The sequence below is a fragment of the Paraburkholderia sp. A1RI-2L genome (assembly GCF_048957375.1).
GTDB lineage: Bacteria > Pseudomonadota > Gammaproteobacteria > Burkholderiales > Burkholderiaceae > Paraburkholderia.
In genome coordinates, this window is record NZ_JARBTA010000004.1 from 713515 (window position 1) to 740298 (window position 26784).

General features: G+C 59.3%; 24 protein-coding genes and 4 pseudogenes. 12 read left to right on the forward strand and 16 right to left on the reverse strand.

Annotated elements, in window-relative coordinates; genetic code table 11:
• Nucleotides 1-597 precede the first annotated feature (597 nt).
• Nucleotides 598-831 (forward strand): hypothetical protein, encoded by a 234-nt coding sequence (locus tag PWP93_RS31660; protein WP_421047528.1) that lies wholly within the window; start codon nt 598-600, stop codon nt 829-831.
• Between the two features lie 291 nt (nt 832-1122).
• Complete coding sequence (locus PWP93_RS31665) at nt 1123-1320, forward strand: hypothetical protein (RefSeq protein ID WP_411187418.1); 198 nt, start codon at nt 1123-1125, stop codon at nt 1318-1320.
• A gap of 307 nt (nt 1321-1627) precedes the next feature.
• Here PWP93_RS31665 and PWP93_RS31670 read toward each other — a convergent pair whose 3' ends face one another.
• Nucleotides 1628-1912: a hypothetical protein gene (locus PWP93_RS31670; RefSeq protein WP_421047724.1), complete on the reverse strand. Its 285-nt coding sequence runs from the start codon at nt 1910-1912 to the stop codon at nt 1628-1630.
• Between the two features lie 203 nt (nt 1913-2115).
• Complete coding sequence (locus PWP93_RS31675) at nt 2116-2403, reverse strand: hypothetical protein (RefSeq protein WP_421047529.1); 288 nt, start codon at nt 2401-2403, stop codon at nt 2116-2118.
• 370 nt (nt 2404-2773) lie between these two features.
• Here PWP93_RS31675 and PWP93_RS31680 point away from each other — a divergent pair, with 370 nt between their 5' ends.
• The 3 genes and pseudogenes from PWP93_RS31680 to istB all read left to right on the forward strand — a co-directional run bounded on the left by PWP93_RS31680 (nt 2774) and on the right by istB (nt 6138).
• On the forward strand, nt 2774-3634 hold the full coding sequence (locus tag PWP93_RS31680) for an IS5 family transposase (protein WP_421047530.1): 861 nt from the start codon (nt 2774-2776) through the stop codon (nt 3632-3634).
• 218 nt (nt 3635-3852) lie between these two features.
• Nucleotides 3853-5346, forward strand: coding sequence for an IS21 family transposase (istA, locus tag PWP93_RS31685; protein WP_421047725.1), 1494 nt, complete (start codon nt 3853-3855; stop codon nt 5344-5346).
• A 7-nt stretch (nt 5347-5353) separates the two neighbouring features.
• Nucleotides 5354-6138 (forward strand): annotated as a pseudogene (gene istB, locus PWP93_RS31690) (IS21-like element helper ATPase IstB).
• A gap of 526 nt (nt 6139-6664) precedes the next feature.
• Here istB and PWP93_RS31695 read toward each other — a convergent pair.
• Nucleotides 6665-7546, reverse strand: a complete 882-nt coding sequence (locus PWP93_RS31695; protein WP_421047531.1) for an NAD(P)-binding domain-containing protein — start codon at nt 7544-7546, stop codon at nt 6665-6667.
• 464 nt (nt 7547-8010) lie between these two features.
• Here PWP93_RS31695 and PWP93_RS31700 point away from each other — a divergent pair, with 464 nt between their 5' ends.
• The 4 genes from PWP93_RS31700 (at nt 8011) to PWP93_RS31715 (ending at nt 11342) form a co-directional block, all read left to right on the forward strand.
• A complete protein-coding gene (locus PWP93_RS31700; RefSeq protein ID WP_421047532.1) occupies nt 8011-8451 on the forward strand; it encodes a cupin domain-containing protein in 441 nt (146 codons plus the stop codon).
• A gap of 77 nt (nt 8452-8528) precedes the next feature.
• Complete coding sequence (locus PWP93_RS31705) at nt 8529-9230, forward strand: type 1 glutamine amidotransferase domain-containing protein (RefSeq protein ID WP_421047533.1); 702 nt, start codon at nt 8529-8531, stop codon at nt 9228-9230.
• Nucleotides 9231-9319: 89 nt separating this feature from the next.
• The gene (locus tag PWP93_RS31710) at nt 9320-10117 is read left to right on the forward strand and encodes an acetoacetate decarboxylase family protein (protein ID WP_421047534.1); all 798 of its coding nucleotides are present in this window, start codon (nt 9320-9322) and stop codon (nt 10115-10117) included.
• Nucleotides 10118-10221: 104 nt separating this feature from the next.
• A protein-coding gene (locus PWP93_RS31715; RefSeq protein WP_421047535.1) for an IS3 family transposase occupies nt 10222-11342 on the forward strand; the annotation gives its coding sequence in 2 pieces (ribosomal slippage) (nt 10222-10480 and nt 10480-11342; 1122 coding nt in all).
• A gap of 588 nt (nt 11343-11930) precedes the next feature.
• Here the strand turns inward: PWP93_RS31715 and PWP93_RS31720 are convergent.
• The 5 genes and pseudogenes from PWP93_RS31720 to PWP93_RS31740 form a co-directional block, all read right to left on the reverse strand.
• Nucleotides 11931-13223, reverse strand: a complete 1293-nt coding sequence (locus PWP93_RS31720; protein ID WP_421047536.1) for a HipA domain-containing protein — start codon at nt 13221-13223, stop codon at nt 11931-11933.
• Complete coding sequence (locus PWP93_RS31725) at nt 13213-13500, reverse strand: transcriptional regulator (protein WP_421047537.1); 288 nt, start codon at nt 13498-13500, stop codon at nt 13213-13215. Before PWP93_RS31725 ends, PWP93_RS31720 begins: the two co-directional genes overlap by 11 nt.
• A 772-nt stretch (nt 13501-14272) precedes the next feature.
• Nucleotides 14273-15027: pseudogene (locus PWP93_RS31730) on the reverse strand (alpha/beta fold hydrolase); the annotation flags it as partial.
• Nucleotides 15028-15049: 22 nt separating this feature from the next.
• Nucleotides 15050-15793: an SDR family NAD(P)-dependent oxidoreductase gene (locus PWP93_RS31735; protein ID WP_421047538.1), complete on the reverse strand. Its 744-nt coding sequence runs from the start codon at nt 15791-15793 to the stop codon at nt 15050-15052.
• Between the two features lie 161 nt (nt 15794-15954).
• Nucleotides 15955-16107: pseudogene (locus tag PWP93_RS31740) on the reverse strand (IS3 family transposase); the annotation flags it as partial.
• 86 nt (nt 16108-16193) lie between these two features.
• On the opposite strand from PWP93_RS31740, the gene tnpA reads away from it, so the two are divergent.
• The 3 genes from tnpA to tnpC are packed head-to-tail and all read left to right on the forward strand — an operon-like array spanning nt 16194 to nt 18493.
• Nucleotides 16194-16520: an IS66 family insertion sequence element accessory protein TnpA gene (tnpA, locus tag PWP93_RS31745; RefSeq protein WP_342964817.1), complete on the forward strand. Its 327-nt coding sequence runs from the start codon at nt 16194-16196 to the stop codon at nt 16518-16520.
• Nucleotides 16520-16888 carry an IS66 family insertion sequence element accessory protein TnpB gene (gene tnpB / locus PWP93_RS31750; protein ID WP_421043126.1) on the forward strand — a complete coding sequence of 123 codons (369 nt, stop codon included), beginning with the start codon at nt 16520-16522 and terminating at the stop codon, nt 16886-16888. Before tnpA ends, tnpB begins: the two co-directional genes overlap by 1 nt.
• Before the next feature lie 18 nt (nt 16889-16906).
• Nucleotides 16907-18493, forward strand: coding sequence for an IS66 family transposase (tnpC, locus tag PWP93_RS31755; RefSeq protein ID WP_421044971.1), 1587 nt, complete (start codon nt 16907-16909; stop codon nt 18491-18493).
• A gap of 20 nt (nt 18494-18513) precedes the next feature.
• On the opposite strand, the pseudogene PWP93_RS31760 reads toward tnpC, so the two are convergent.
• From PWP93_RS31760 to PWP93_RS31795, 8 genes and pseudogenes are all read right to left on the reverse strand, one after another.
• Nucleotides 18514-19505 (reverse strand): annotated as a pseudogene (locus PWP93_RS31760) (IS3 family transposase); the annotation flags it as partial.
• A gap of 56 nt (nt 19506-19561) precedes the next feature.
• Nucleotides 19562-20062 carry a hemerythrin domain-containing protein gene (locus PWP93_RS31765; RefSeq protein ID WP_421047539.1) on the reverse strand — a complete coding sequence of 167 codons (501 nt, stop codon included), beginning with the start codon at nt 20060-20062 and terminating at the stop codon, nt 19562-19564.
• Nucleotides 20063-20088: 26 nt separating this feature from the next.
• Nucleotides 20089-20574, reverse strand: a complete 486-nt coding sequence (locus PWP93_RS31770) for a cupin domain-containing protein (protein WP_421047540.1) — start codon at nt 20572-20574, stop codon at nt 20089-20091.
• Between the two features lie 60 nt (nt 20575-20634).
• Nucleotides 20635-21768, reverse strand: a complete 1134-nt coding sequence (locus PWP93_RS31775; protein WP_421047541.1) for an alcohol dehydrogenase catalytic domain-containing protein — start codon at nt 21766-21768, stop codon at nt 20635-20637.
• 257 nt (nt 21769-22025) lie between these two features.
• A complete protein-coding gene (locus PWP93_RS31780) occupies nt 22026-23390 on the reverse strand; it encodes a purine-cytosine permease family protein (RefSeq protein ID WP_421047542.1) in 1365 nt (454 codons plus the stop codon).
• Between the two features lie 172 nt (nt 23391-23562).
• Nucleotides 23563-24606 (reverse strand): porin, encoded by a 1044-nt coding sequence (locus PWP93_RS31785; protein ID WP_421047726.1) that lies wholly within the window; start codon nt 24604-24606, stop codon nt 23563-23565.
• A 140-nt stretch (nt 24607-24746) separates the two neighbouring features.
• Nucleotides 24747-25751, reverse strand: a complete 1005-nt coding sequence (gene dmpG, locus PWP93_RS31790; RefSeq protein WP_421047543.1) for a 4-hydroxy-2-oxovalerate aldolase — start codon at nt 25749-25751, stop codon at nt 24747-24749.
• An 11-nt stretch (nt 25752-25762) separates the two neighbouring features.
• Nucleotides 25763-26704 carry an acetaldehyde dehydrogenase (acetylating) gene (locus tag PWP93_RS31795; protein WP_421047544.1) on the reverse strand — a complete coding sequence of 314 codons (942 nt, stop codon included), beginning with the start codon at nt 26702-26704 and terminating at the stop codon, nt 25763-25765.
• Between the last annotated feature and the right edge of the window lie 80 nt (nt 26705-26784).

A 26784-nucleotide genomic window follows, 5' to 3' on the forward strand; every position in this document is an offset into this window, starting at 1 on the left:
GGGAAAAAGCAAAATGGCAGCCGTCGTCGCCACAGTCCTTGAATGGATCGCAAGCATTTTTTTCATCTTCTCTTTTGTAGTGGCGGCTGCTACCTGCAGTCTTCTCGTAACTAACTATCTAACCCGCTCAATTTCAAAGAGCCGTCGATGAATTGATCTGTAAGGGACCTAACAAGGAACACGAGACGCGAGCCGCGCGGCGAACAAAGACAACGGACGCGCGACTACTCCCAACGACGTCTTGCGCGGCGGCGCAGGCAGGCTGGATTGGTGGAATGGAACGCGTTTGGCACCCTGCAGTCAGTGGTTGGCGAAAGAGAGCTACGGTTAGAATAGGACCGTCCGCCTCGGCACTCGCAGAATTACGTGAAACTTGAACCGTCGCAATGTGCAATCTGGGAGCGGAGCCTCGGACCTTGGCGAAAACGTGGGCAACGAGGGTCCGCCTGCCAGTGTCACTGCGGCCTTGGCATTACATTCAGGATCTGCCGGAATGCAATCTGAAACGCGATTAGATTGCGGACGTGTAGAGTGCATTGTGCCTCGGATATTCATACGATCCGCGCCGTGCGCCAGGTCCGCGACCCAGGAGCAGAGATGAATCGATTGATCACCTATCGGGGTTTCGAGATCCATGTGGCACTCACCGAGGTTGCTCAGGATATGTACAGTGTGACGTTCAGAATAGAGGGCCATAACGTTGGCCGCACCAGCATCGACGGGGCTGTCGTTCCCGTTCGACATGGTCCGTTCTCAGAGCGCTGGGCGTACCTCGTAGCGGAGATTGCGGGTCAGGCCGCAGTTGATGTTCTGATTGGTCCGGAATCGTAATTCGATGCCCCATCGCTTGTCTGGCGTTGGTCGATTGATCAATATGCAGGGGGCCGCCACGGCTCCTTCACTTACAGGGCATTGTCGTCCAGCGGCGGAGAACGGCATTGCAAAGGCTCAACCGTTGCCATCCGCCTGTTTACGCGACGCTCGTAAGTGAAGCGCTTCAGTTCACCCGGACACCCGCCGACTGGCGCGTTGCTACGTGCCGCAGAGACGGAGCGAATCGATTTTGGGGGCGGCCTTAAGAATTGCACGCAGGCTGCCGAACGTCTCAACGAGGGAACGACGATGACCCCTGATGATGTGATCTCTGTCTTCGAGCAACTGAATCGCGAAGGTCGCGCCGTGGTCGATCTGGATCATGCCTGCGCGAGCTTTGCAAAATGGCTGGCCAGTGCATGGGATGATCTGGGCGCAGCTGACGTTGCGTTGCTGACTTCCGTGGGTGCTGCCCTGTGGCGCGAAGGGTATGCGAGGAGGTACTGAGATGGGCTTGCTTGTCATAGCGCCATGACGGCACGCGGCGCACGGCTATGCGACAGGTCGATGGAAATTGGACACCGCATTCGCCCACCTCGTGCTGGTTGTGGCGGCCCTGGTCCGAAACGTTATCTCGTAGAGATCCTCTGCAGACCGGCTGGGTTAGACGTGAATCTCGAACCCGCGATACCCGATCGTCCGTTACATGGGGCGCTCCATTGGGTTGATGGCTCTACATGCTGAAAGATGATCAGCAAATGTGCGCACGAATGGATGTGCTCGCAGTCCACAACGAATACGCACGTTGGTGCAATCAGAGCGCAGCCAGTAACCGGAGTTGATGTTCGCTTTCGGTCCCGCGAACCAGTGCGTAGGCCAGCATCTGCGCGCGCTCAATGAGCAAAATGGCTTCCGAGCCGGAAAAGGCGTTCCACGCGTCGTCCTCGATTGAGGTCGGCACACCCTGCGCTCTCGCGAACGCCCGCAGAAGAAGGCTTGCCTCGCGGCGCACGACATGGCGGTCAGCGTTCAAAACGTACGGCAGACAGCCGGCGCGTAAAACCAGGTAGTACGGAATTTCGGTACGGTTACTTTGCATGAAGGTGACACCAGTCTGGAAGGGTGCGTACGGTTCGCGGTTCGCCACGGGCATCCGCCGCGTTTGCACGAACGAAGGAAATGCGCCTAAGGATGCACGGCGCCAGAACCGCATTGCAGAAGCAGCTACGGTCAAGGCGGCATCAAGGAAAGCGCAATTCGCCGCCGGAGCAAATCGGCTGATGTCACACGCCAGCTGCGCTTTCACATATCGACGACCGAAGAACCGCCCACCTTTCCGTCGATGATGTCTTTTCCATGCTGCCGGGCGGCACGCCTCGCCATACCGAAGTCGGAGAATGCGTGAGCCTGGTTCGGCCTGAAAACACGGCTTGCGGCAGAGGTCGCTATCGCGCCCGGGCGACATATCCGTACCGCAATGTCATACCCTTCGTCGTAACGGGAATGTCCGTCAAAGCGACTGAATGTGCGAGCGAAGACGAGGGGATGAAGTTCGTACCCCCTGTAGAGAAGAAGCGGTCGTATCGGCATGTTGGTCACTCCGGGGGGGGAATCCCACTATACCTTGATAAGGGAACCGCAGGGCGACGCCAATACGGTTACCAGAATTGAATTGACCGCCGGTGCCGGCGCGCGTATGGTGGTTCACGAGGTCTGCAAAGCAGATCACTGCCTGCATGGTCGTCAATCCTGTTTCGGATGACATGGCACAGCTATCAGCCTCATTCCTCCTCCAACTGCAGGTGGCCCCCTTCGATAAGGCTCACCGACAACTGCTTGGTCGGTTTCAACTGGTTGCTAGTTTTCCGAGATCGTTGAATTTGTCTGCGAGTCAGCTCCGGAGTGGGTTTCGGGCCGGCGGCACCTGATCGGGTAGAGTCTAGATTTCTGGACACAGCGAATGACCCGAAGTCCATGCTGGCAAGTGATTCCAACAAGATTGAGCCTGGAGCAGTTCGAGCAATTTGTCTGGCCGCATCTGAGCCTGGGCCGGCGCGGACCTTCCCCCACACTGGCCTTGCACAAAATCTTCAACTACATCCTGCAGGCACTGTATATGGGTTGTCAATGGAAGATGCTGCCGATCGAGAGGAATGCAGAAGGTGACCCTGAAATCCACTATACGCGTATCTACCGGATGTTTCGTCGCTGGCAGGACGACGGTTGCATCGATGCCATCTTTTCGGGCTCGGTTCAGCAACTTCATAAGGACCGGCGGCTTGATCTTTCGGTCATCCACGGCGACGGTACCACGACGGCTGCGACGAAAGGCGGCGACAATCTCGGATACAGCGGGCACAAGCATATGAAGGGCGACAAGGTGGTGGCCTTGTGCGATCGCAACTGCAACGTCATTGCTCCATTTATCAGCGCTCCCGGCAACCGCAACGAATCGCCGCTGTTGCGCGACGCGCTGCCCAGTCTTACCGCGATGGCACGCGCCATTGGCGCGGACCTGCGCTGTTCAATCCTCAGCCTGGATGGCGTCTACGACTGCAGGGTCAACCGCAAGGCGATTTTCAACCGCGGCATGATCCCAAACATCCCCGAGAATCCACGCGGGCGCAAAACACCGAAGCGCGGCCGCAAGCAGCGCTATGATCCGGCCATCTTCGAGGAGCGTTTCAGGACCATTGAGCGGGTCTTCGCCTGGGAGGACAAATTCCGCCGTCTGCTGCTACGCTTTGAACGCATTAGTGATATGCACTACGCGTTCAAGACGCTTGCCTATACGATGATCAACCTGCGCCACTACTGCTGAATCATCGACGATTCGTATTTGGCTGAGGGCGCTACGCGTCATGAATACTCACGCCCATTGTGAATTTTCATTCCTGATCATAATGCAGGCGTCGATGCCGAATAACTGTCGTTTCTTGCAACGATGCGCCTGACTTCGCGCGATCATCAGCGTCCATCGTGGTTCTTCCGTTCGCAGTGAACCGAAACCCGCAACCAGTTGGTCACATCCTTGTGCGCATGCGACGCGGTGATTCCGACCGCGACATCGCGCGGCGATGCCTGATGGGCCGAGCCAAGCTTGCAGCCCTACGGCAGGAAGCCCAGTCGCGAGGCTGGCTCGATCCGGCGCAGCCCATGCCGGATGACGCAGAGATCGCGTACGTCGTCAGCGGCGTTCCAAGACAGGTGCCACGCAGTAGCATTTCCACGGTGGAGCCGTACCGCGAGCAGGTTCGCGAGTGGCTTGACGCCGGCGTCCAGGGCACCACAATCCATGCAGCCCTTCAGCGCAATCACGGCTATACCGGCAGTTACGATGCCGTGAAGCGCATGCTGCGCCGTCTGGCGGCCGAACGCGTCGTCAAGGCGACGACGATATTGGAGTTCGCGCCCGCCGAAGCCGCCCAGGTTGATTTCGGCGCCGGCCCCGTGCTCACGCACGAGTCCGGTATCCCGCTCAAGACGTGGATCTTCGTCATGACCCTGTGCTGGTCCCGGCACCAGTATGCCGAGGTTGTACTGGACCAGACCGTCGAGACGTGGCTGGCCTGTCATCGCCGCGCCTTCAAATGGTTCGGCGGCTGTCCTTCCCGGGTGACGATCGACAACGCCAAGTGCGCGATCATCCGGCACTGCATGCATAGCCCCGAAGTCCAGCGCTCCTACGCGGGGCTCGCCGAAGCATATGGTTTCCGCATCGATCCATGTCCGCCGTACGACCCAGCCAAGAAGGGAATCGTTGAATCCGGAGTCAAGTACGTCAAGAAGTCCTTCGTACCACTACGCGAGTTCCGCGATCTGGCCGACGCAAACCGTCAGTTGCACGAGTGGATCCTGCAGCAGGGCGGCGTGCGCGATCACGGCACCACGCACGAGCAACCGCTCACGCGCTTTGCGATCGAGCGGCCGCTGCTCACGCGCCTGCCCGACGTGCCGCCGGTACTGGCCGTGTGGTCCGAGGTCAAGGTGCATACGGACGGGCACGTCGTCTACAAGAAGGCGCTGTACTCAGTGCCCTTCACGCTGGTCGGCAAGCAGCTGTGGCTCAAGGCCACCGACACGGTCGTGCAGGCGTTCCACCGGCACGAGCTCGTCGCAACCCATCCACGGCTACGCAAGCCGGGGGACCGCCACACCGTGCGCGACCACCAGCCGCCCGAGGCACAGGCCTGGCTCGAGCACGATCCCCAGTGGTGCCTCGCGCGTGCGAAGGATATCGGGCCTGCCTGCCATGCCGTCATCCTCGCGATGTTCAACAACACGGTGCTTGAGAACCTGCGCGGCGCACAGGGCATCGTGCGCCTGCGCGAGAAGGTTGGCGATATGCGCCTGAACGCCGCGTGCGAGCGTGCGCTCGCGTTCTCCAGTCCCCAGTATCGCACCATCAAGACGATCCTCGACAAGGGGCTCGACAGCGAGGCTGCGACGCCATCGACCACGACGGCGCCCACCGATACCTACCTGAACGGCGGTCGCTTCGGCCGCGACCTTCAATCCCTTCTGATCCATTGAACCAGCCATGAATCCGAGCCCCGAACTGAACCCCATCCTCAAGCAGCTGCGCCTCTCCGGCATCCTCGACTCGCTCGAACAGCGAAACCGCGAAGCCATTGACGGCCAGCTTGCCTACACCGAGTTCCTCGCCATGCTGCTGCACGACGAAATCGCGCGGCGCGACACGAAGAAGCTGGGTGTACGGCCCGTGCCGGCTTCGCGATGGGCAAGACGCTCGAGACGTTCAACTTCGATCTGGTGCCCAAGCTCAACCGAACCTACATCCACGATCTGGCAACCGGCCGCTACATCGACGAGAGGGTCTGTGTCTTGCTGGTCGGCGGGACAGGCGTCGGCAAATCCCATCTAGCGCAGGCGTTGGGCCACTGTGCGGCCCGGCAAGGGCGTGACGTGCTGTTCATCTCGCAGACTGACCTGCTCAAGAAGCTGCACGCGGCCCGCGCCACGGGCCTGTACGAGCGCAAGTTCCAGCAGTTCGTACGCGTGCCGCTGCTCATCATTGACGACTTCGCCGTCAAACCGCTGCACCCACCGCACGACGAAGACTTCCATGATCTGATCGCCGCCAGATACGAGCGCGCGGCGTCAATCCTCACGTCGAATTTAGATCTGAGCGAATGGGACGACGCGTTCCCCGACAATCGCATTCTGGGCGCCGCGACGCTGGACCGGCTACGCCACGGCGCCTATCGCGTCGTGATCGAAGACGAGAGCTTCCGCAAACCCAAACCGATGCCAGGAAGCAGTGAAAACGCGGTTACCAAATCGGGCAAAAAACCGCATTCTTGAGCCCGTTCGAATCTGCGCTTTACCCCCGTTTCTGCTGGCTCCATTACGCCGCCCATACCCGGCTCGATTACGCCGCCCCGTGACACGGCGCACTGACAGCCCCCCCAGGATGTCGCGGAAGACCTGCGCCCGGCGAGCACGGGGCACCGGTCGCACCGGGCCGCCCGAAGACCAAAACGCTGCCCGCTCCCTGCCGCATAGAGCGAGGATGCGGTCCGCCTGGTTTTCCGCCTGCTCTGTGCGACGCGCTACCTGCAGACTCATACCTATGCTCCGAGCCCCTCTGCCTGACCGTACATGTCGAAACATTGGGTGTTGCTACCTGGTTGCCAAAACCGGATATGACCACTTCTCAACCGTTTGTATAAAGGAATCACGCAAACTTTTTCGCGAGATTTTGAAATGAGCACCAAGCGATTGACCACGCTTCCCAGCAATACGTCCATCGACGACATCCTCAAAGCTAGTTGCCGACAAGAAAGCAACCTGAGCTTTCAGATTGCTCCCTTCCCACGCATGCTCAGAATCAGTTCGTCTTTGACGCCACCTTGAACTGCGCGGTGAAGCCGAGCGACCCGTAGCCCGCTTCCTGCGTGACGGTGAGGTCATCGGCCAAGGCGCTGATATGGCTCGCGCGGAGGCCGGCGTCCTTCAGAGCATCGCGCCACTGAATCACGGCATCAAGGTAAACATCGACCGTCGCCTGGATGGTTTCGAAGTTGTTAGCTTCGATTTCACGAATGCTCTTGTGAACCTTGTAGCGTACGAGGTCCAGCATCTTGTCCGCGAAGTCACCGAGTTGCGATGGCGAGACACCACGCGCTCTCGCATAGGCCGCTGCTTCGAGAAAACCGGCGAGGCCGACGGCGTAAAAGCTGCCGGTCATTGCTGCGTCGACGATACACGGCACATCCAGGCGCGTGCCCGTGTAGATGGTGCCTTCCGGTGCCAATGGCGTAAGCGTCGACTCGACCGCGCGCCAGACATCCTCCTTGCCGGAATACTGAATGGCCGTGTACGGGCCGCCAATGAGGTCCGGATAGGAAGAAATAGCCGCGTTGATAAAACGGCCACCATTGCCTTCGACGATTTCACGAAAAGCTTCGCCGTCTTCCGGCATCGCGGTGCTCAGATTCGCGATGTATCTACCATCCAGTTTCAGCTGTGCCGCGTGCTCGCGGAAAAGGTTAGCGCCAATGGACGCGCTGCTGACAATCGAGATGACGACGTCGTTTCCGTTCACAAGTTCGACAAACGACTCAGCCAGCTTTGCACCGTTCTTCACCACACCTGCCGTCGCCTCTTTGCGACCATCCCAGACCGTAACCTGTGTTCCAGCCTTCAACAACGTGTTGACGAGGGCCGACCCCATGAGTCCGGTGCCAATAACGCCTACGGTTTTCGCCATGTTTTCACCTTTGAAGGAAGTGCCCGATAGAGCAGTTAAATTCCACAACTGCGTCCGCAGTGGTTGAGTGAACTATGCCGTCAAAGTTTTCTGGGACGTAGCCAGATTTGGCAACCGTGGGGGCATTGAAGCGCAGCTCCCTTCATTTTTGAACAGTGCGTCGAACGCAAACTCCAGCAAGCCATCGCTGTTCGAAACCCATGCTCCATAAGCATTCCAGGTCAATTCCCCTCAAACACGTCGTCTTCAATTCGAACTCATTCGTCGAGTCAAGATGTGGGTTTTCCCCAGGTGGAAAGAATGGTCCATCAAACGCGGACCGATGTTCTCAGGAGAACAGGAAAACAATCGCGTGTGGCGCTCGCATTCCCCTACTGCGAAGTGGCTTGCCGAAAGTGGATACGGAAGCCTTGATGACGGTGATAACTTGAAAATCGTCTATCCCCACCAAGCGAGGCATCGAAATGAAGGCAAAAGCGCAAGACGACTACGTGCAGGTCGACCAAGTTGCATGGCAGGACTTTCCCGAGGACTTCCACAGCGGTGGCGTGAAATGGAAGCTTCTGCATGTTTCACCGGAAATGGCCTTCTGGACTGTTCTCTTCTTCTGTCCGAAGGGTTCGGTACTTCAACCCCACATTCACCATGGTCCGGCTGAAGGCTGGATTTTCGACGGCGCGATTCAAGTTCGCGGCGGTCCCGAAGTGGGTGGTGTTCTCGGCATCAAAGACGGCTTCATCTACGAAGCGGCCGGCGCGGAGCACGACGAGACAGTAATGCGCGAAGACACCACGTTCGTTCTGCAGATGGTTGGCCCGCTCTCGTGGGTCAAAAAGGATGGCTCGCACGTCATACAGTCGTGGGATACGGCGCAAGAACTCTGGGCGAAGCAACTCGCTGCATAACGCGCAGGCTGTAGACATCGCCAACCAATGCGCCGCAATAACGCGGCGCGTTCGAGCAAGCTTCAAAGGACTTTACGATGACCGCACTCATCATCCTCACCTCGCACGACGTACTCGGCGACACCGGACGCAAAACCGGCGTGTGGCTCGAGGAATTCCTCGTGCCCTACTACGCGTTTTTCGACGTTGGCGTCAACGTCCGCCTCGCTTCTCCGAAAGGCGGCAAGGTACCGGTCGACCCACTGTCGATTGACGCCATCAAGGACACACCGGTCTACCAGCGCTACCTGCGCGACAGCAACTTACTCACCGCTCTCGACAACACCGAGAAGTTGAACATGGTAACGCCAGACACCATTGACGCGGTGCTCTATCCCGGTGGCCATGGCCCGCTGTTCGACCTGCGCCACGACGCGAATTCGATTCGACTGATTCAAAACCTGCATGCTGCTGGTCGTCCGGTCGCCGCGATTTGTCATTCCGGATGCGTTCTACTCGAAGCCAAAACTCCGAGCGGAGCACCGCTCGTACGCGGTCGAAAAGTTACGGCATTCAGCGACAGCGAGGAAGCCGCAGTTCAACTTGAAAAAGTCGTCCCATACCTTGTCGAGACTGAGCTGAAGAACCTCGGCGCGTCGTACACCAAAGCGGCCGACTGGCAAAACCACTGCGTGGTCGACGACCTGCTGATTACTGGCCAGAACCCGGCCTCATCGGCGGCGGTCGCCAAGGTAGTAATTGACCTGCTTCAGGCCAACGCCGACGCACTTCGTGCGTGACATAAGAATGATTCGTGTGCCTGGCGTCCGTGTGCTTTCACGCACACGCGCGAAAGCACTTCACACAGTGGATTTGAAAGGAGACAAGCATGGGATTTGTTAAGACGCCGGATGAAGTCAAGGAGATCGAGAAGCTGCTCGCTGACGGTCGCTTCACGACTGAAGGCATCACGGTCGAGTTTGAGACGACTCGCGAATTCTTACGCTCTGTGCTCGCCCCTTGCTTCGAGCTTCCGGACGAGCCCATCGCGTACGCAAATGTATCTCGCTGGCAAAGCGCGATGTGCGGGGAGTTCGACTGTGCAATCGTGTTCCTTCGCTGCCGCTACAAGCAGTTCGAAGGCACCACGATGCTCTACATCTTGGTGAGCGGCGACATGCCTGTTTCCATTGGACGCGAAATGTGGGGAGAGCCCAAGAAGACCGGCTTCGCGCAGCTCTATGTGGACGGCCACGAGATGTATGGCTATGGCGAGCGCAATGGCACGCGTCTTATCGAAATCGAGGGCGAGTTTGGGCCGGACCTCGGGCCGGTCGAATTCGAAGGTCTCGACTTCGAACTCAAGGCTACTCCGCACGTGAGTGGGTTCGGACTGCAGGACGACGTCATCCTCACCTGCATGAAGAACCGCGAAGCGTATCGAGTGCGGCGTGAGGGTCATGCGACGCTCAAATTCTCGGGCAACGACATGGACCCGCTGCACACGATTCCCATCGTGAAGGTCGGGAACGCCTACTATTCGCAGGGCGAGTCGTCGTGGACCGTTCCCTGGTTCGACACCCTGACCGACCGCGCTGCGTACGTCCCGTTCATTTATGGCCAGAAATACGATGACTTCCGTCACTTCCCGACTGCTCGACGCTTCAAAAAGGATGGCGAGAAATAACTAGCGCCGTAGTCTCGGCGAGCGTTTGCTCGCCGTGACCTGCCCCCCCGCAAACAGGGCCATCCGGAGTCTAGTAAAGTTCGTTTTCGGAGAAGAAGACGAACATGAAGAAGCGCTTTACGGAACAGCAAATCATCGGGTTTCTGAAGGAAGCCGAGGCCGGGATGCCGGTCAAGGAACTGTGCAGGAAGTACGGATTCAGTGACGCGTCGTTCTACACGTGGCGTGCGAAGTTCGCCGGCATGGAGGTCTCGGACGCACGCCGGCTGAAGGACCTGGAGGCTGAGAACGCGCGGCTGAAGAAGCTGCTCGCCGAGGCAATGCTCGACATGGAAGCATTGAAAGTTGTCGTCAAGGGAAAGCCCTGAGCCCGCAAGCCAAGCGCGAAGCAGTGGTGGCGATTCGGGAGAAGGTCAACATCTCGGAGCGCCGCGCCTGCCGGCTTGTCGGGCTTTCTCGCAGCGTGTTGCACTATGAGGCGAAGCCGGACCATGAGAATGAAGCGTTGACGGCGCGTCTGGTGGAGCTGGCGCACGAGCGTCGCCGCTTCGGCTACCGTCGGCTACATGCCTTGGTGGAACGCGAAGGCACGCACGCCAGTCACAAACGGGTGTATGGCCTGTATCGTGAGGCGGGGCTGACTGTGCGGCGCCGTCGCAAGCGCCACGGTGTCATGATGGAACGCGAGCAACTAGCCCTGCCGAACGCGCCCAACGAGGTTTGGTCAATCGACTTTGTGATGGATACGCTTGCCAATGGGCGGCGCCTGAAGTGCCTGACAATCGTCGACGATTTCACGAAAGAGGCTGTCGACATCGTCGTCGACCACGGCATCTCGGGCTTGTATGTCGCTCGCGCTTTGGACCGTGCCGCCCGCTTCCGTGGCTATCCCAAAGCGGTGCGAACAGACCAGGGGCCCGAGTTCACGAGCCGCGCGCTCGACCAGTGGGCCTATGCGAGCGGCGTCACCCTGAAGTTGATTCAGGCCGGCAAGCCGACGCAGAATGCGTACATCGAATCGTTCAACGGCAAGTTCCGCGATGAATGCCTTAACGAGCACTGGTTCACGACGCTCGCCCACGCGCGCGCCGTCATCGCGGCATGGCGTCAGGACTACAACGAACAGAGGCCGCACAGCGCACTGAATTACCTCTCGCCATCGGAGTTCGCGGCGAAACATCGGGCAACAGCGGATGCTCCTGCCGCATTCCAGGAGCTGGTTTAAAGGGACTTTGCTAGAAGACCATTGGCCCTATTGAAGGGGGCAGGTCAGGATGAAGGCATTCTATTTTTCAGGAGCCGATGATATCAAATGGTTTGTACTCGAACTGCAACTGTTCTCACTACACCTTATTTGAACGACGAGCTGAGTTGGTTTGCTGCGCAAGCGGAAAAGCATGGAAGAAGTCTAAGCTAAAAAAACCGTTTGAGCGGCGCGTTGGCAACACCCCGCGCCCTGTGAACGCGCGAGTGTCGCCCGGAAATCTGTGCAGCCGCCCCCAAAAGAAAGGCGCATGCGGGTGCTTCCCGTTGAACCATATCGTGATCAGCGTTAGCAACACTCCGAATGGCTTCGCCGCGCTCGAGCACGCTCTTTTCCGCTCGCAGCGGAGTGCGTCCGTAGCCATGCTCCGCGTCTTGAGAAGAGGGGTTATCGCTCCAATGCGAACGGCCGCACGGCGTTGGTCAGCCGCCGCTCAAGAGCCCACACGTGAACGTCCGCAATGGCCGACAACTTGACGGCGGAGACCCCGCGCGAATGGCCGTTCCAGTTTGCAACCTGCCATAGCCCTCGTATTGGGTCGAAAAAGCCTCAGTGAGTGAGCGCCCGAGACATCTCAGCAATCGGCATTGCGCGTATTGAGTTCAGCAGGCGCATCTCCCCCGCGTCTGGCGTCGCAATGTTCACGACCGCGTTGAATGTCTCATCCACGCGCGCACGGAACACTTCTAGCATCCCGTCAAGGAGGCGTTCGGCGCCCCTTCCTGGGACCCCGAGTTCATCCGCCAGCTTCAACATGTTCTGTCTTGAGATGTCAGCAAAATGCCTGGCGTCGCCTACCTGCATGGTCAATTCACAGTTCGGCCACTGGTCTGCGCGCTCCGGCTGATATGTTCTGGTGTAGTACACGGCCGTGCTGACGATGTCGTAGAACGGTGCCAGCGTATAGCCGAGCGGCGTCACGAAAAACGAAAGATTCTTCAGGTGCGCGTCGCCGTTACCGACAAGCACGTTGAAGATGGCCCACCGGAAAATCTCCAGTCGGGTATTTGCCCGGGTACTTGTTCTGTCTATGGCCTCTCGCAGCCGCTGCGCGTTGGCGCCGTCGTATTTGTAGTCCTTCGAGAAGTTGAGCAACTGCGCTGCATCAATGACGTGCAGTCGGCGCGTTGGCTGCGCCGTCGTATCCCGGTCAAAACGGTCGACGATGTAGCACGGTGTCGGGACGCGTACGAAGTGCGTCGCGGGTACGGGCAGTGCCACGGCTCGCGCAAGTCGCATACAGAAGAACTCGTTTATCGCAGAGTGGGGATAGCCTACCGCGCGTGCGTCCGGCTTGAGCAGTTGCATCGAGGGCTCACTGCCTTCCGGTTCAAAGAGCTCGCAGACGGGCGGCTCGCCGCGCATCGTTACGAGGAGCTTGGGCTGTGCCCCTGCCGCCGACATGCGTTTGGGCGCGTCAGCGGTCAAAGGCCGTTGCGGCATCGCGATAATCCGCACCTCAAGATCGGCAAACGACAGCGGCCGCAATGCGCCAGGAGGCTCTTTTTCGTCGGGCGCGAGCAGTGTGAGCGCGCCAGCCGATTCCCGACCGTAGTAACCGAGGAGGCCCCAGGCATCGCTCCCATCAATTTTCGCCTCGCGTGCGAGCGCTTGGCGCATGCCCTCCTCGGGAAGCAGGTTATCGAAGAACCATTGCACAGGACGATTGCTTGAGCCGTCGATAAAGGGCTCCTGCCGCAGCGGGAACGCCGGCGACAGTGGGAAGGCGCTTTTGGCAGCGAGCCATTGTGGGACGTACGTGAACGACCAGATGTCGTCGTTGTCTGCGACGACCCCCATGCGCTCGCCATTGGCCCACGCTACGAGTTCCCTATTCGGCATTCGGGCTCCTACGCTTGCGGCGGGCCTGCGCCGCTGTCTTGGCCGAAATAGCGACAGATGTCTGAGCACGGAGCATGATGCCCAGCTCGGAGAGCAAGACGAAAACCTTGCCTATCTGGGCTGTCGGCTTTCCAGACTCCACATGCGTAATGAATTTGGGCGACAGCCCCGTGACGTTGACCAGGTCATCACGCGTGAGCCCCTGCGCGATGCGTGCAGCGCGAACAATGTTGCCAAGCTCCTCAACGTCCGTTATGGGGAAATCCGATTGATCCACAAGTGGCCCTTCTGTTCGTACCCGGTCGGGTACATCATAGCAGCAAGGCGGCTGATGCCTACAGAAAAAGTTCCGCTCGGGTACGAAGGATAATCAAGTCGGCGCGCTCCGAGTAACTCGTATCCGACCGGGTACGAATCTCAGTCCAAGATCACTGGGTAAGGGCGGTTGGTACCGTTTGGGTACCAAGCAAGTCTCCCAGAGTCGATTTCGATCGGAGAAATAAGCGACCTGGAGGGTGCCGATCGCACCTTACCTGCAGCGGAGAATCCGCACAATGTCGATGTCGCTGCTGGTTTTCCTACTAGTGGTGTCGCGAAGGTCCGACAAGGACTCTCAACGGGTCGATATGACCGATGCGATGTCCGGCCAAGTAGCCGTCCCCGCCGGCCCACGCGTCACTTCATGGACTGCCACGATGCGGGCTGCGGCGGCGCACCCTGCCCGCCCGATCGCGGTGCGCCGGAGTCCGGCGGTCGTGGGGGTCGTCATACGAAGCAGTTAGTTGCGTCGATGTGAGAAACGGTCTCCGCGGGTCTGCCACAGGCCCCGCGCCGCCGCGCGCAACGGGAAATTGTGGGGGGCTCGCCAAGAACGGCCATTTGAGAGACGTTGCAGCGTGTTCAGAACCACCGTCGCGCCTGCGAGCAGAAGCAGTCGGGCGATCCCGAACGCCCAGTCGTAGCTGCCCGCCGCATCGATCACGTAACCCGTGGCGATGCCCCCATGGATAGGGGCCGATGGCTTGATATCCAGGTCGTGTTAGGGACTCTCAGTTGGACAGGAAATCCAACACCATGCGATTGAATTTTTCCACGTGTTCCCACTGCACCCAGTGACCGCAGCGGTTGAACATGTGGAATTCGGCATTGGGGAGACCGCCATCAGACGGAGGCCCATGTCGTAGGGAAGGAAGCGATCCTCCCGACCCCAGATGATCAGTGCAGGCGCCTTCATCTCGTTGAGTTGCGTTTGATAGTCCGAGAATTGCTTCGGATTCGCGGCCATGCTTTTCGCCCAATTATCCAGGTGGTGCTTGCTGGCCCGCATGTTGTCCACCCGCTGTTGCAGCAGATCGTCGGTCAGGGCCGAGGCATCGTAGACAAACACATTCATCATGCGCTTGACGTTTTCGAGCGTGGGTTCCCTGTACACAAAGTTCAGGAGTTTGATCCCTTCAGCCGGCTGCGGAACGAATATCGAGGGCCCAGCAGTACCGCCGCCCATATAGACCAGACGGTTGACCCGCTCCGGGTTCTTCAAAGCAAACGCCGTAGCCGAGTGGGCACCCATCGAATTGCCGACCACGCTTACCTTATCGACCTGGATCTGGTCCAAAGCAGCGCGAACGACCTGACCGTTGAATTCGGAACGGGAGCCCCGGTCGATGACGACCGGATCGCTCTTGCCGAAGCCCGGCATATTGATCAGCAGAAGGCGGTATCCGGCACCAGCAAACGCGTCAATGTTTCGATAGTAGTTGGCCCAGCCAGTTGCACCGGGGCCCGAACCGTGGAGCATTACCACCACGGGATCCCGTCCTGCAATCTCAGATCGTCATGCCACCGTCAACGCTCAGGGTCGTTCCCGTCACGTACTGAGATCGATCTGACAGTAGCCATATCACAGCACTCGCAACCTCGTCGGGCTGGCCGATGCGATGCATCGGAATCATTGCATCCAGCAGATGGACATCGCCACCAGTGCTGCGCATGTAATTCGGCGTCTCGGTGGCTCCCGGACACACAGCATTCACGCGAATGTTCTGAACCGCGTATTCCTTGGCGACTGCACGGGTCAGCCCCACCACTGCGTGCTTGGCCGCCACATAGTGGGCTATGCCATCCATACCGCGCAATCCAAAGATCGAGGCGTTATTGACGATGGATCCTCCACCAGAACGCAGCATCGCTTCGACCTGATACTTGACACCGTAATACACGCCCTTGAAGTTCAGATCGATCACCCATTCCGCTTCATCGATTGGCGTTTCGTGAATGGGTTTGAAGTCCCCGTGCCCGCCGGCGTTGTTGAATGCGAAATCGAGGCGATCGAACGTTTTTTCCACGAATTCAACAAGCGCTTGATTGTCTTCGCGCTTCGAAACGTCGGCCTGGAGGATTGCCGCCTGGCCACCCAGGGCTTCGATCTCTTTCTGGACCGAAACCAGCTTGTCTTCGTCACGACCGGCCAGAACAACCGTGGCCCCTTCCCTGGCGAGTTCCAGTGCAGCGGCCCTACCCATTCCAGAACCGCCACCAGTCACCAGACCAACCTTCCCGTTCATCAACATCTTTGTCTCCTTTTTTGTCACAGCGAGTTACGCGGCCTCCGCCTGTGATTCGTCAGGCACCCGATCCTCGTGCACCAGATTGACCTTCCCTCTGTTTTTCGCCTTCCAGAGGCCCGGGGTTATGCAGCCACATCCTTTGCCCGCTGAGCCACGAGCCAGTCTCACATGAACTGGTCCGGCGACACAAAGCCAAGCGACGAATGACGACGACTGCGGTTGTAAAACACTTCGATGTATTCGAACAAGTCCGCTGCGGCTTCGCGATGCGTGCGATAGCGCGTTGCATGAACCCGTTCGTTTTTCAGGCTGTTGAAGAGTAAGCGGTAAGCCATGAGCGTTATAGAGTTCGCGTAGATGTCGTTGCAGAATGCTCCTCGTTCAATGCGATCAGGAGCAGACGATGAAGGCAGCAGCGAAGCGAGAGGAAGTGGAATTAGCGTGGCGCCAGAGGCTGGCACGCTTCGCAGAGCGCGGACTGACGGTCAGAGCGTTCTGCCGTGAGGAGTCGGTGTCGGAGTTTCGCTTCTATCATTGGCGGCGGCGCTTGCAGGGCCTGGCATCTCCGTGTGGCGTGGATGCATCCGCCGGGGACTCGGCCTTTGTCGATCTGGGGACCATTGCGGCAACTGACACGCACATCAACCCGGGCACGCAGGCTGGACAGGCGAATCTGACGATCCGCCTCGATCTGCCCGGCGGCATCGTTCTGACAATCGCGAGAAGCTGATGTTCTTCCCTGAGCAGCAGGTACGTGTGTTCCTGTACGGCGCACCCGTGGACATGCGGCGCTCGTTCGATGGCTTGCACGCGATCGCACGCCACAGCATGCCGGTCGATCCACTTGGGGGCCATCTGTTCGCGTTCATCAATCGTCGTGCCACGCAAATCAAGGTGCTTTATTTCGATCGCAGCGGCTGGTGCGTTTGGGCCAAGCGGCTCGAGCAAGGCCGATTTCTGGCCAACTGGAACCGGGCGGACACGCGTGAGATCGATGTCACCCAACTGAAGCTGTTGCTCGAGGGAATCGAGGTCGTCCGGCAGCGGCATCGTTACCGGCACACGCAGCCACAGTCGCCGGTGAGGCCCTCGCCATGAGGCATGCGTTGCCCTATGATGGTGGCCATGCCATCGACTGCCGCCACCGACGAAACGCTCGTAGCGCTCACTGCGCACGTGGCGGCGTTGTCAGCGCGATGCGAAGCGGTACTGAGCGAGAACGCACAATTGCGCGCGCAAGTCGCGTGGTTCCAGCGCCAGCTGTTCGGCCGCAAGAGCGAGCGTCGCATCGTACAGCCCGATGCGGCACAAGGCACGCTGGGCGAAGCCTTCGATGCTGTGCCCGATGCACCGGCGCCGGGCAGGAAGACGCGCATAGCAGGCCACGAGCGCAGCACCACGCCCAGTCGCCCGGGTGTCGACGAATCAACGCTGTTCTTCGACGAGGGCAAGGTGCCGGTCGAAGTCATCGAGATCGCGAACCCCGAGAGCGCAGGTCTCGATCCCGAGGATTACGAAGTAATCGGCGAGCGTGTGAGCCACCGGCTGGCCCAACGTCCCGGCAGCTATGTCGTGCTCAAGTACGTGCGCCCGGTGATCAAGCGGCGCGATACGCAGGCACTGTCGTGTCCTGCGGCGCCGGTTGGTGTGATCGAAGGCAGCCGCGCCGATGTGTCGTTCATCGCCGGGCTGCTCATCGACAAGCTGGTGTACCACCTGCCGCTGTACCGCCAACATCAGCGGCTTGCCCAGTGCGGCATCCGCGTGTCGCGGCAGTGGCTCACGCAGATCGCGCAAGCGGCCATTGCGCTGATCGAGCCCGTCCACGACGCGCAGTGGCAGTCGATCCTGAGCTCGCGTGTCAAGCGCATGGACGAGACGCCGATCAAGGCCGGACGGGACGGCCCGGGCAAGATGAAGTCGGCGTACTTCTGGCCGGTGATGGGCGAGCTCGAGGAGATCTGCTTCCACTACCAGCCGAGCCGGCGGCAGGAGCACGTCGAGCAGTTGCTCGGGCAAACCGCGGCGGCTGGCAGCGTCCTGCACACGGACGGCTACAAGGCGTACGCCTGGTATGCGAAGAAGACGGGTCTGGCCCACGCGCAGTGCTGGGCGCACAGCAGGCGTGCCTTCGTGAAGGCCGAAGAGATCGAGCCGGCACGCGTGGCCGAAGCGCTGGAGCATATCGGCGCGCTGTATCGCGTCGAGGAAGACATCCGGCAGAAGGGCCTGACAGGCTCCGGCAAGCGCGCATGGAGGCAGCAGCATGCGAAGCCGGTGGCGCAGCAGTTCTTCGTCTGGGTGGACAGGCAGTTCGAAGCGCAAGGCTTGCTGCCGAGCAGTCCGCTCACGAAGGCGCTGGCCTATGTCCGTGAGCGCCGCGATGGCCTGTTGCTGTATCTGGATGATGCGGATGTCGAGATCGATACGAATTCATTGGAGCGGGCGCTGCGCGCCATCCCAATGGGCAAGAAGAACTGGATGTTCTGCTGGACCGAACTCGGCGCCAGGCAGATCGGTATCGCGCAAAGCCTGCTGGTGACGTGCAAGCTGCACGACATCGATCCCTACGACTATCTGGTCGACGTGTTGCAGCGCGTGGGCCAGCATCCGGCATCGCGCGTGCATGAACTCACGCCGAGGATGTGGAAATCACTCTTCGCCGGCAATCCCCTGCGCTCGCCCTTGCATCAGAGCGCCTGAGATCGCAAGAACGTCGGTGAATTACCGATTACGTTGAAGAAGCTCTCCGTCGGCGCGTTGTCCCAGCAATTTCCTTTGCGGCTCATAGAGCAACGCATGCCATAGTCAGCCAGCCTGCACCGAAATTCGTGGCTCGCGTACTGACTGCCACGGTTCGAGTGGTGCAGCGCACCGGGCGCGGGCTTCCGGCGAAACCATGCCATCGTCAGCGCGTAGGTCACAATGTCGGCCGTCATGCGCGGCTTGATGGACCACCCCACGACTTCTCGATTGAACAGGTCCAGCACGACCGCCAGATACAGCCAGCCCTCGTCGGTCCAGATGTACGTGATGTCCGAACTGAACACCTGATTCGGCGCAGCCGGCGCGAACTCGCGGTTCAACAGATTCGGCGCGACAGGCAGCTTGTGCCGGGAATCAGTCGTGACGCGGTAGCGGCGTTTGTGGCGTGCCCGAATACCGTTCTTGCTCATCAAACGCTCCACGCGCGCCTTGCTTGCGTGCGTGAATCTCCTCGGTGATGCGTGGCGAGCCGTAGGCGCCCTTGACCTCGGCACGAATCGACCGAATCAGCGTAAGCAGTTGCGGGTCGGTCAACCGTTTGCGCACGGGCGTGCCGCCGCGCTTCCAGGCACGATAGCCGTTCACGCTCACCGAAAGGACTTCGCACAGCGTCGACAGCGGATAGTGCCGGCACTGCCCTGCAATCCACGCGTACTTCACAGAAGGTCCTTCGCGAAGTACGCCGCCGCCTTTTTTGCGATTTCAAGCTCCATTTGCAGGCGCTTGTTCTCGGCGCGCAACCGCGAGAGCTCCATTTGCTCGAGCGTGACCACCTTCGCGCCGGGACCGTTCAGTTTGCCGGCCTGCTCGGCCTTCACCCAGTTGCGCAGCATCTGCTCCGACACGCCCAACTCGCGGGCCACTGCGCCTACGCTTACCCGTCCTTGACTCGTTGCACGGCCGCTGCCCGGAACTCCGGCGTGTACGCCTGTTTTGGTACCTTGAACATCTCTTCTTTCCTTCTTTTGGGTCGAGTTTACACACGACCTGCTGGAAGGCGAAATTTCAGGGGAAGCTCAGATTGCGCCGCAATACCACTGCCTGACCGCCATGAGTTTTACCGTTGATCCACGCCGATAAGGACGAGTCCATATAGTCCGCGTGGCCCGGAAACCAGTCCATCAGCGATTGTGCAAGTCTATGCACGGCGCCCAGCCCAATCTGACCGATAGCTGCCAGTTGATGAACTTGAAACACTGAACCAAGAACTTCGTCGTGTTGATCTCGATGGCACCTGGAATAGACTTCGGGAAAACCCGTTTTGTCCATCCACGCGTGTTCAAGATCGAAGTGGGCAATCAAATGCTTCTCCACTGCCTCTAGAGCAGCCAAAGCGGTGTGTGCCGTACTATTGCGCAATGCAGTGACAACCTGAACAAACTCACGATGCTCATCATCCATAGGACCATGTCCGAGTAGCAGAGCATCGCTCCATTCCAGCTTTTCGACGCGCTTGGTCGTGCGCTGTGCATGGTGGTCATTGTGATTAGTCTGTTGAGCGTTCATTTTTAATTCCCCACTTCGGTTCCTGGCTAAGCGTTCCGTTGGACTCCAATCAGAATCGAAGCCATCACGGCAGGTGCGTTGCTTTTGTTACGCCATGCGTGACGTGTACCGTTCTGAACCACGATATCGCCGGTTTTCAGAACACGCGTTTCTCCGTCATCGAGTTCCAGACAGAGTTCGCCGCTGAGGACGATGTCGTAGTCAACCGAGTCGGTGATATGAAAGCCCGATCCATCGGGTTCGAAGCATTCAGCCAGAGCCGGCAGGATGGCCGCATACTCGGCGCCCGCGGCAGCGCCGTCGAACGCAGGATCAGCCATCACAGCATCGGGTGGGAACTGCACGATCATCAGACGCGTGCCATTCAGCGCCGGCATCACCGTGGCTGCGGCGGCAACGGGGTCCCCTGCCGCATGCGGGAGCACCGTTTCAGGACTCGTTGCCCAAATCTGCGTGGTCTTGAAACCGGGAACGGCTGCGAAAGCATGGCCCGGCTCTTCGGAATCGCTCAAGATAACGGACTTGCCATTTATTTGGCCGGTTACAACGCGACGTACCATTTCGTATACCCCTTATTCCTGAACAACCACCACGTTGACGAAGCCCGTGACGCGCTTCGCTGCGTCTTCCAGCGCTTCATTGGCTTGATCGAGCGTGTAGGTGTGGTTCTTGAACGACGACACATCGAGCGTACCGGCTTCGATCATCGCGACCAGATCCTGGCCTTCGCCAACCGTGAACCAGAGCGAGCCAATCACCGACAGCGCCGAGCACATCATTTCGTGCATATTCACCGGCACTTCATTGATCTGGGCACCGATTTCCACCAGCTTGCCGCCGCGACGCAGCGCACCGAATGCGTCTTTGGTGACTTGCATGTTCGGGCCCGGAGCGATAGCATCCACCACCGAATCGACACCCACGCCGCCCGTCTGCCCTTTGGCCCATGCAGCCATGCCCGACGAACCGTTAGCGACCGAGTACGTCAGGATACGAGCCGGGTCGATTGCCCTGACCTGGGCCAGTGTTTCCTCGTTGCGAGCCACGACCAGGATCTTCGTCGCGCCCATTGCACGTGCGATCAGCGCGGCGCACAGGCCCAGCGTGCCCGTTCCGCCGATGATCATCACCGACTTTCCGGCCGCGACTTGTGCTTTGCGCAGACCCGAATAAGCCGTGCCGAGATAGCCCATGCGTGCGCCGATTTCGAACGAAACCTTGTCACCGAGCTTCACCAGACCGTCTGCAGGCGCCGTAGCGTATTCGCTGAGGCCGCCGTACGGGTACTCTTCATACAGGAACTGCGACTTCGGGCCGAAGCCGAAGTAGCCCTGGAATGCGTAGGCTTCGCAGTTGATGGGCTCGCCCACGCGGCAGGCGTGGCACGAACCGCACGAACGGCCCGGATTGATGTACACGCGGTCGCCGACCTTGAGGCCCGTCACTGCGGGACCGACTTCAGCCACTACGCCTGCCGCGTCCAGACCGTAGATGGCGGGCAGTGCCGCATGCGCCAGATACGGCTTTTCCGAACGGTAGTTGGTGATCACATTCCCCAAATTCGGAACGATGCCAGATGCTTTGAGCTTGATCACGACGTCGGACGGACGCTTGAGCGTCGGATACGGAATCGTATCAATGCTGAACTTGCCCGACGTGTTGTCGTGGAGGCGCGCAGCGCGCATGTATCGGCCTTCGTTGCTCATTCGTACATCTCCTTTAAGTGCTCCTAACGCACAGTACGTCAGGCTCCTTCGTTACGTGCCCACTCCAGGTCAGTCAGAGGCCTGTTGCCATGCTCAGTGATAAAAACCGGCCTCCCCCCGGCAAGACCTGATTCAGCAAAGAGTTCTGGGGCTGGTCACCGGACCGACTTGCCCCTGCGTCGACACAGTCCTCTCCTCGCAATCTCGTGAAAGCGCCGCCCACGCGCGGCGATAAACGTGTGGGCAACGCATGCACCTTAGACCTCAGCGTTGGTCACAGACATCAGACGCGCATGACTCGGGGCAAACAGACTGTAAGTCACAGCGGATACTGCAAAGGTCACGATCGATGAGAAGGAATTGAGCGGAGCAGACAGATTCATGACTACAATCCCGGCCACCACACCCACCAGCCACGCCGCCAGACCGCCAACATTGAAGGCCGGCCCAGACTCGATTGCGGCATCGATCGCGCTATCGCTAGTAAGCACAGACTTTTTCGAAAGAATGTGCGCGAGCGCCACTGCTACCCAAGCCACCACAAATACGCCCTGGTAGGACAACGCAAGCAGCAGCTTCTCGAAAATACCGGCAAGCATCAATGCATAGACCACTGCACCCACCAGAATCGTCCATACAAATTTCGGCAACTTCAAGCCTACGGCCTTCTCGAACAGCGCCTGCGTATTGACGGTCGCCAGGTAGTAGTTCGCGGTATTGATACGAGTCTGCGTCACTACGAGGAATGCAAAGCCCCACCAACCCATCAACTTCAAAATTCCCAGGACTACCGTAATTTCGGACAGGGCACCGGCATCATGAATGGTGCTGACCAGGTAGACGCCGGCCAGGCCATTGATACCGAAGATAACCGTCCAGAACGGCGCGCCGAAGTTGACAAGGCAGTGGTAATTGATGTCCTCCTTCTTGCCGAAACGCGCAAAATCAAAGGCGGCCATCATGAACAGCCAGACGCCCATGTAATACACGAAGCAGTTCCACCAACCGCTGGCCGAGACACCGCTTGTCGGCGCCCCGAAGTGAAGCCAGGCATCGCTGTATCCAAACGTGCGAGTAGCCAGCACAACTGCCGCGATCATACCGACCACATAGAACGGCAGCAGCACACCATTCAGCTTGTCCAGCCATTTCTGCACGCTACCGAACACTAGCGGCACGCTATAGATCACGACCAGTAGGGATGCGACCGGATAGGAGATCGACGGCACCATGCTGTGCAGCGCCACTGCGATAACCGAACTCTCGAAGACCGCGTAGTAGATTACGGTTGCGGCAAATACCAAGGTGGCCAGAGCCGCTCCCGCACTGCCGAACAACAGGCGCGAAAACAACGAGACTGACAGGCCGGTGTGGATCGAATAACGGGTTAGCACGTAGTTCACGACGGAATACACCACCACCGAAAGCGCCATGCCGATGGCGGCATTGGCCGTTCCGTAGTAAAGCGCGAGCGTCGCACCAATGATCAGGTAAACCATAGCGCTGCACAGCGCCCACCAGGCCATGGTGAGTGCAAACTTTGGCATACGCGCCTGTTCAGGCAGACGTACAGTCGATACATCCAGCTCGGCGTTGCCGATCGGATCAAGCGTTCCAGCCATCACAGTCTCCTATTTTGTCGCCGCTGCGACAATTTATATAGTTATACTAATTATATGAATAAAATATGCCGACATTAAAAGTGTCGAAAGGTATTGCCATCAATCTCCCGGATACCCCGTGAATGCCGAGTAACTGGGACGCAGCCCCGGATCGGCGCCGTAACTCTGTGGATCAGAACACGTGATGAATGCCGATATCGACACCGACGGTAGTGCCTGCCGGCGCGTACAGCGAGCTCGGCGTATTACCGCCATTGCCGATCTCAAGTCCGAGATTTTGGCTGCCCTTGTTGTTCACCACTCCGACCTGCGCGTAAAGACCGGTACGCTTTGACAAGAAATAAGTCGTCCCAAGCGCACCCATCAGTGACTTGCTGCCAGTGTCGTTGCGATTCACCATGTACCAGACGCCGCCGTTCAGATCGATCGTCGGGGTGGCCATAAAGTCGAAACCACTGTTCCAGACGTCATTGTTGATGCCGCTTCGGGCCATCTTGTAGTTGGTGAACGATGCTTTGACGGTTACAGCGCTGAACTTGTAGCTGGCGCCAATCACGCTCCCGATCATGCCGAGCGTCGAGGGCAGCGGCGAGACAGAGGGGCCCTCGTTACCGTTGTAGTAGCCGGCATAGACGCCGAGACCGTTCCAGTTGTACGAGAGATTGGCCGAGTACGCGCGACCGGCCTGGAAATCACCCGCCACGCCGCCCAGTGCAAGCATCACGCTGCCTTGCAGGCCGGCCATCACCGGGCTCGTGTAGGTCAGTGCGTTTGCACTGAAGATGCCAGTCACGACCGTATTATTGATGAACGGCACAAGGGAGCTGCCGAGTTGCGACATGTTGCGCGGATCGAGCGCGTACACGGAGTTGAAGAATGGTGAGTACTGCAGACCCGCGTGCACAGTGCCGAAGTTGCCGCGCAGGCCGACCCACGCTTGACGGCCGAACAGGTTGCCATTCGAATCGTTGAGGCCGCCGTTGGCAATACTGATACCGCTCTCGAGCTTGAACTCAGCGTGGAGACCGCCGCCGAGATCTTCGTCGCCGCTCAGGCCGAACAGCGATGGCATCTGACCACTGTCCGTAAAGCCGAAGAATTTTCCGCCATTACCGCCCGCCGCGTCCCGGGTCTTACTGAGGTAGAGAAGCCCGCCGTCGACGATGCCGTACAACGTCACGCTGCCTTGAGCATGTGCGGCAGCGGCAAACAACATAGCCGATGCCACGACGAGCGATTTAGCGAGAGTTTTTTGCGTATTCAATTGAGTGTCTCCGGAAAATACATATTTGTTTTCAAACTCACATCTGACTTCGGCGGGAATATTTGCAGCGCTGACTACGCCCGCCCCCCCTACTACTTAAGAAGATCAAGCGCGACGTCGACGATCATGTCCTCCTGGCCGCCGACCATGCGGCGCTTGCCCAGTTCAACGAGGATATCGACGGTCTTGAGGTTGTACTTCCTTGCCGCCACTTCCGAGTGACGCAGGAAGCTCGAATAGACACCGGCGTAGCCCAGCGCGAGCGTCTCGCGGTCCACCCGCACCGGACGGTCTTGCAGCGGACGCACGATGTCGTCGGCGGCATCCATCAGCGTGTAGAGATGGGTACCGTGGTTCCAGCCCATGCGCTCGGCGGCCGCGATGAACACTTCGAGCGGCGCGTTGCCCGCACCTGCGCCCATGCCCGCGAGCGATGCGTCGATCCGGTCGCAGCCCTCTTCCACCGCGACGATCGAGTTCGCCACGCCGAGCGACAGATTGTGGTGCGCATGCATGCCGGTCTGCGTTTCGGGCTTCAGCACAGCCTTCACCGCGCGGAAGCGATCGCGCACGTCGTTCATCGTCAGCGCGCCGCCCGAGTCGACCACATAGATCGTGGTCGCGCCGTAGCTTTCCATCTTCTTCGCTTCGACCGCCAGACTCTCCGGTGTGGTCATGTGGCTCATCATCAGGAAGCCGACCGTATCCATGCCGAGTTCGCGTGCGTACTCGATGTGCTGCTTTGAGATATCGGCTTCGGTGCAATGCGTCGCCACGCGCACCACACGTGCACCCGCGTTGTAGGCAGCCTTCAGGTCGTGAATCGTGCCGATACCGGGCAGCAGCAGCGTCGCGATCTTCGCGTGCGAGATCACATCGGCCACGGCCTCGATCCATTCGAGGTCGCTGTGCGCGCCAAAGCCGTAGTTGAAGCTCGAACCTTGCAGGCCGTCGCCGTGTGCAACTTCGATCGAATCGACTTTCGCCTTGTCCAGTGCGCGTGCGATGTCCTGCACGTTCTTGATCGAGTACTGATGGCGGATCGCGTGGCTGCCGTCGCGCAGCGTCACATCGGAGATATAGAGTTTCTTGCTCATTTCGCAGTCCTTTATGCCGCTACAACTGTGCTGGCGATGCGCTCCGCCGTGGCAAGCGCCGCCGAGGTCATGATGTCGAGGTTGCCCGCGTAGGCCGGCAGATAGTGGGCTGCGCCTTCGACCTCCAGGAAGATCGAGGTCTTCAGGCCGCTGAACTTGCCGAGGCCCGGAATGTTGAGCGGTGCATCCGCGGGGATCACGTCAAACTGCACCTTCTGCTTGAGGCGGTAGCCCGGTACGTAGGCATGCACGGCCTTCGCCATTTCCTCGACCGAAGCTTCAACCTTGGCCTGATCCGCGGCTTCAGACAGCACGTAGACGGTGTCGCGCATCATTACCGGCGGTTCAGCCGGATTCAGCACGATGATCGCCTTGCCCTTCGCTGCACCGCCGACGACTTCAATCGCCTTCGACGTCGTTTCAGTGAATTCGTCGATGTTCGCACGCGTGCCCGGACCGGCCGACTTGCTGCTGATCGACGCGACGATTTCCGCGTAATGCACCTTCGCCACGCGCGACACGGCTGCGACCATCGGGATCGTGGCCTGGCCGCCGCAGGTGACCATGTTGACGTTCGGCGCGTCGAGATGCGCGTCGAGGTTCACGACCGGCACGCAGTACGGGCCGATTGCGGCGGGCGTGAGGTCAATCACGCGGATGCCGGGTTTGTGCTGACGCAGGAACGCGTCGTTCTTCACGTGCGCGCCCGCCGAGGTCGCGTCGAACACCACTTCGATGTCCTTGAACACCGGCAGGTTCACGAGACCCTGCACGCCTTCGTGCGTGGTCGCGACGCCCAGGCGCGCCGCGCGCGCAAGGCCGTCCGAATTCGGATCGATGCCCACCATCGCGCCCATTTCCAGATGTTTGCCGTGCCGCATGATCTTGATCATGAGGTCGGTGCCGATGTTGCCCGAGCCGATGATCGCGGCCTTGAGTTTTGTCGAAGGCATGTCGTTTCTCCTTGTCGACTGAAGTCAGCGCTTTAGCGCTAACTCCAGTCCCATGCAAAGCTGTGTTTGAATGCGTGAGC

Bases quoted from the DNA above. Each gene is read 5' to 3' on its own strand.
- tnpA (WP_342964817.1), top strand. From the start codon at position 16,194: ATGAAGGCAGCAGCGAAGCGAGAGGAAGTGGAATTAGCGTGGCGCCAG.
- PWP93_RS31735 (WP_421047538.1), bottom strand. From the start codon at position 15,793: ATGTTGATGAACGGGAAGGTTGGTCTGGTGACTGGTGGCGGTTCTGGA.
- dmpG (WP_421047543.1), bottom strand. From the start codon at position 25,751: ATGAGCAAGAAACTCTATATCTCCGATGTGACGCTGCGCGACGGCAGC.
- PWP93_RS31665 (WP_411187418.1), top strand. From the start codon at position 1,123: ATGACCCCTGATGATGTGATCTCTGTCTTCGAGCAACTGAATCGCGAA.
- PWP93_RS31660 (WP_421047528.1), top strand. From the start codon at position 598: ATGAATCGATTGATCACCTATCGGGGTTTCGAGATCCATGTGGCACTC.
- PWP93_RS31780 (WP_421047542.1), bottom strand. From the start codon at position 23,390: ATGGCTGGAACGCTTGATCCGATCGGCAACGCCGAGCTGGATGTATCG.
- PWP93_RS31700 (WP_421047532.1), top strand. From the start codon at position 8,011: ATGAAGGCAAAAGCGCAAGACGACTACGTGCAGGTCGACCAAGTTGCA.
- PWP93_RS31785 (WP_421047726.1), bottom strand. From the start codon at position 24,606: ATGTTGTTTGCCGCTGCCGCACATGCTCAAGGCAGCGTGACGTTGTAC.
- PWP93_RS31695 (WP_421047531.1), bottom strand. From the start codon at position 7,546: ATGGCGAAAACCGTAGGCGTTATTGGCACCGGACTCATGGGGTCGGCC.
- PWP93_RS31705 (WP_421047533.1), top strand. From the start codon at position 8,529: ATGACCGCACTCATCATCCTCACCTCGCACGACGTACTCGGCGACACC.
- PWP93_RS31775 (WP_421047541.1), bottom strand. From the start codon at position 21,768: ATGAGCAACGAAGGCCGATACATGCGCGCTGCGCGCCTCCACGACAAC.
- tnpC (WP_421044971.1), top strand. From the start codon at position 16,907: ATGGTGGCCATGCCATCGACTGCCGCCACCGACGAAACGCTCGTAGCG.
- PWP93_RS31710 (WP_421047534.1), top strand. From the start codon at position 9,320: ATGGGATTTGTTAAGACGCCGGATGAAGTCAAGGAGATCGAGAAGCTG.
- tnpB (WP_421043126.1), top strand. From the start codon at position 16,520: ATGTTCTTCCCTGAGCAGCAGGTACGTGTGTTCCTGTACGGCGCACCC.
- PWP93_RS31795 (WP_421047544.1), bottom strand. From the start codon at position 26,704: ATGCCTTCGACAAAACTCAAGGCCGCGATCATCGGCTCGGGCAACATC.
- PWP93_RS31720 (WP_421047536.1), bottom strand. From the start codon at position 13,223: ATGCCGAATAGGGAACTCGTAGCGTGGGCCAATGGCGAGCGCATGGGG.
- PWP93_RS31680 (WP_421047530.1), top strand. From the start codon at position 2,774: ATGACCCGAAGTCCATGCTGGCAAGTGATTCCAACAAGATTGAGCCTG.
- PWP93_RS31670 (WP_421047724.1), bottom strand. From the start codon at position 1,912: ATGCAAAGTAACCGTACCGAAATTCCGTACTACCTGGTTTTACGCGCC.
- PWP93_RS31765 (WP_421047539.1), bottom strand. From the start codon at position 20,062: ATGAACGCTCAACAGACTAATCACAATGACCACCATGCACAGCGCACG.
- istA (WP_421047725.1), top strand. From the start codon at position 3,853: ATGCGACGCGGTGATTCCGACCGCGACATCGCGCGGCGATGCCTGATG.
- PWP93_RS31675 (WP_421047529.1), bottom strand. From the start codon at position 2,403: ATGCCGATACGACCGCTTCTTCTCTACAGGGGGTACGAACTTCATCCC.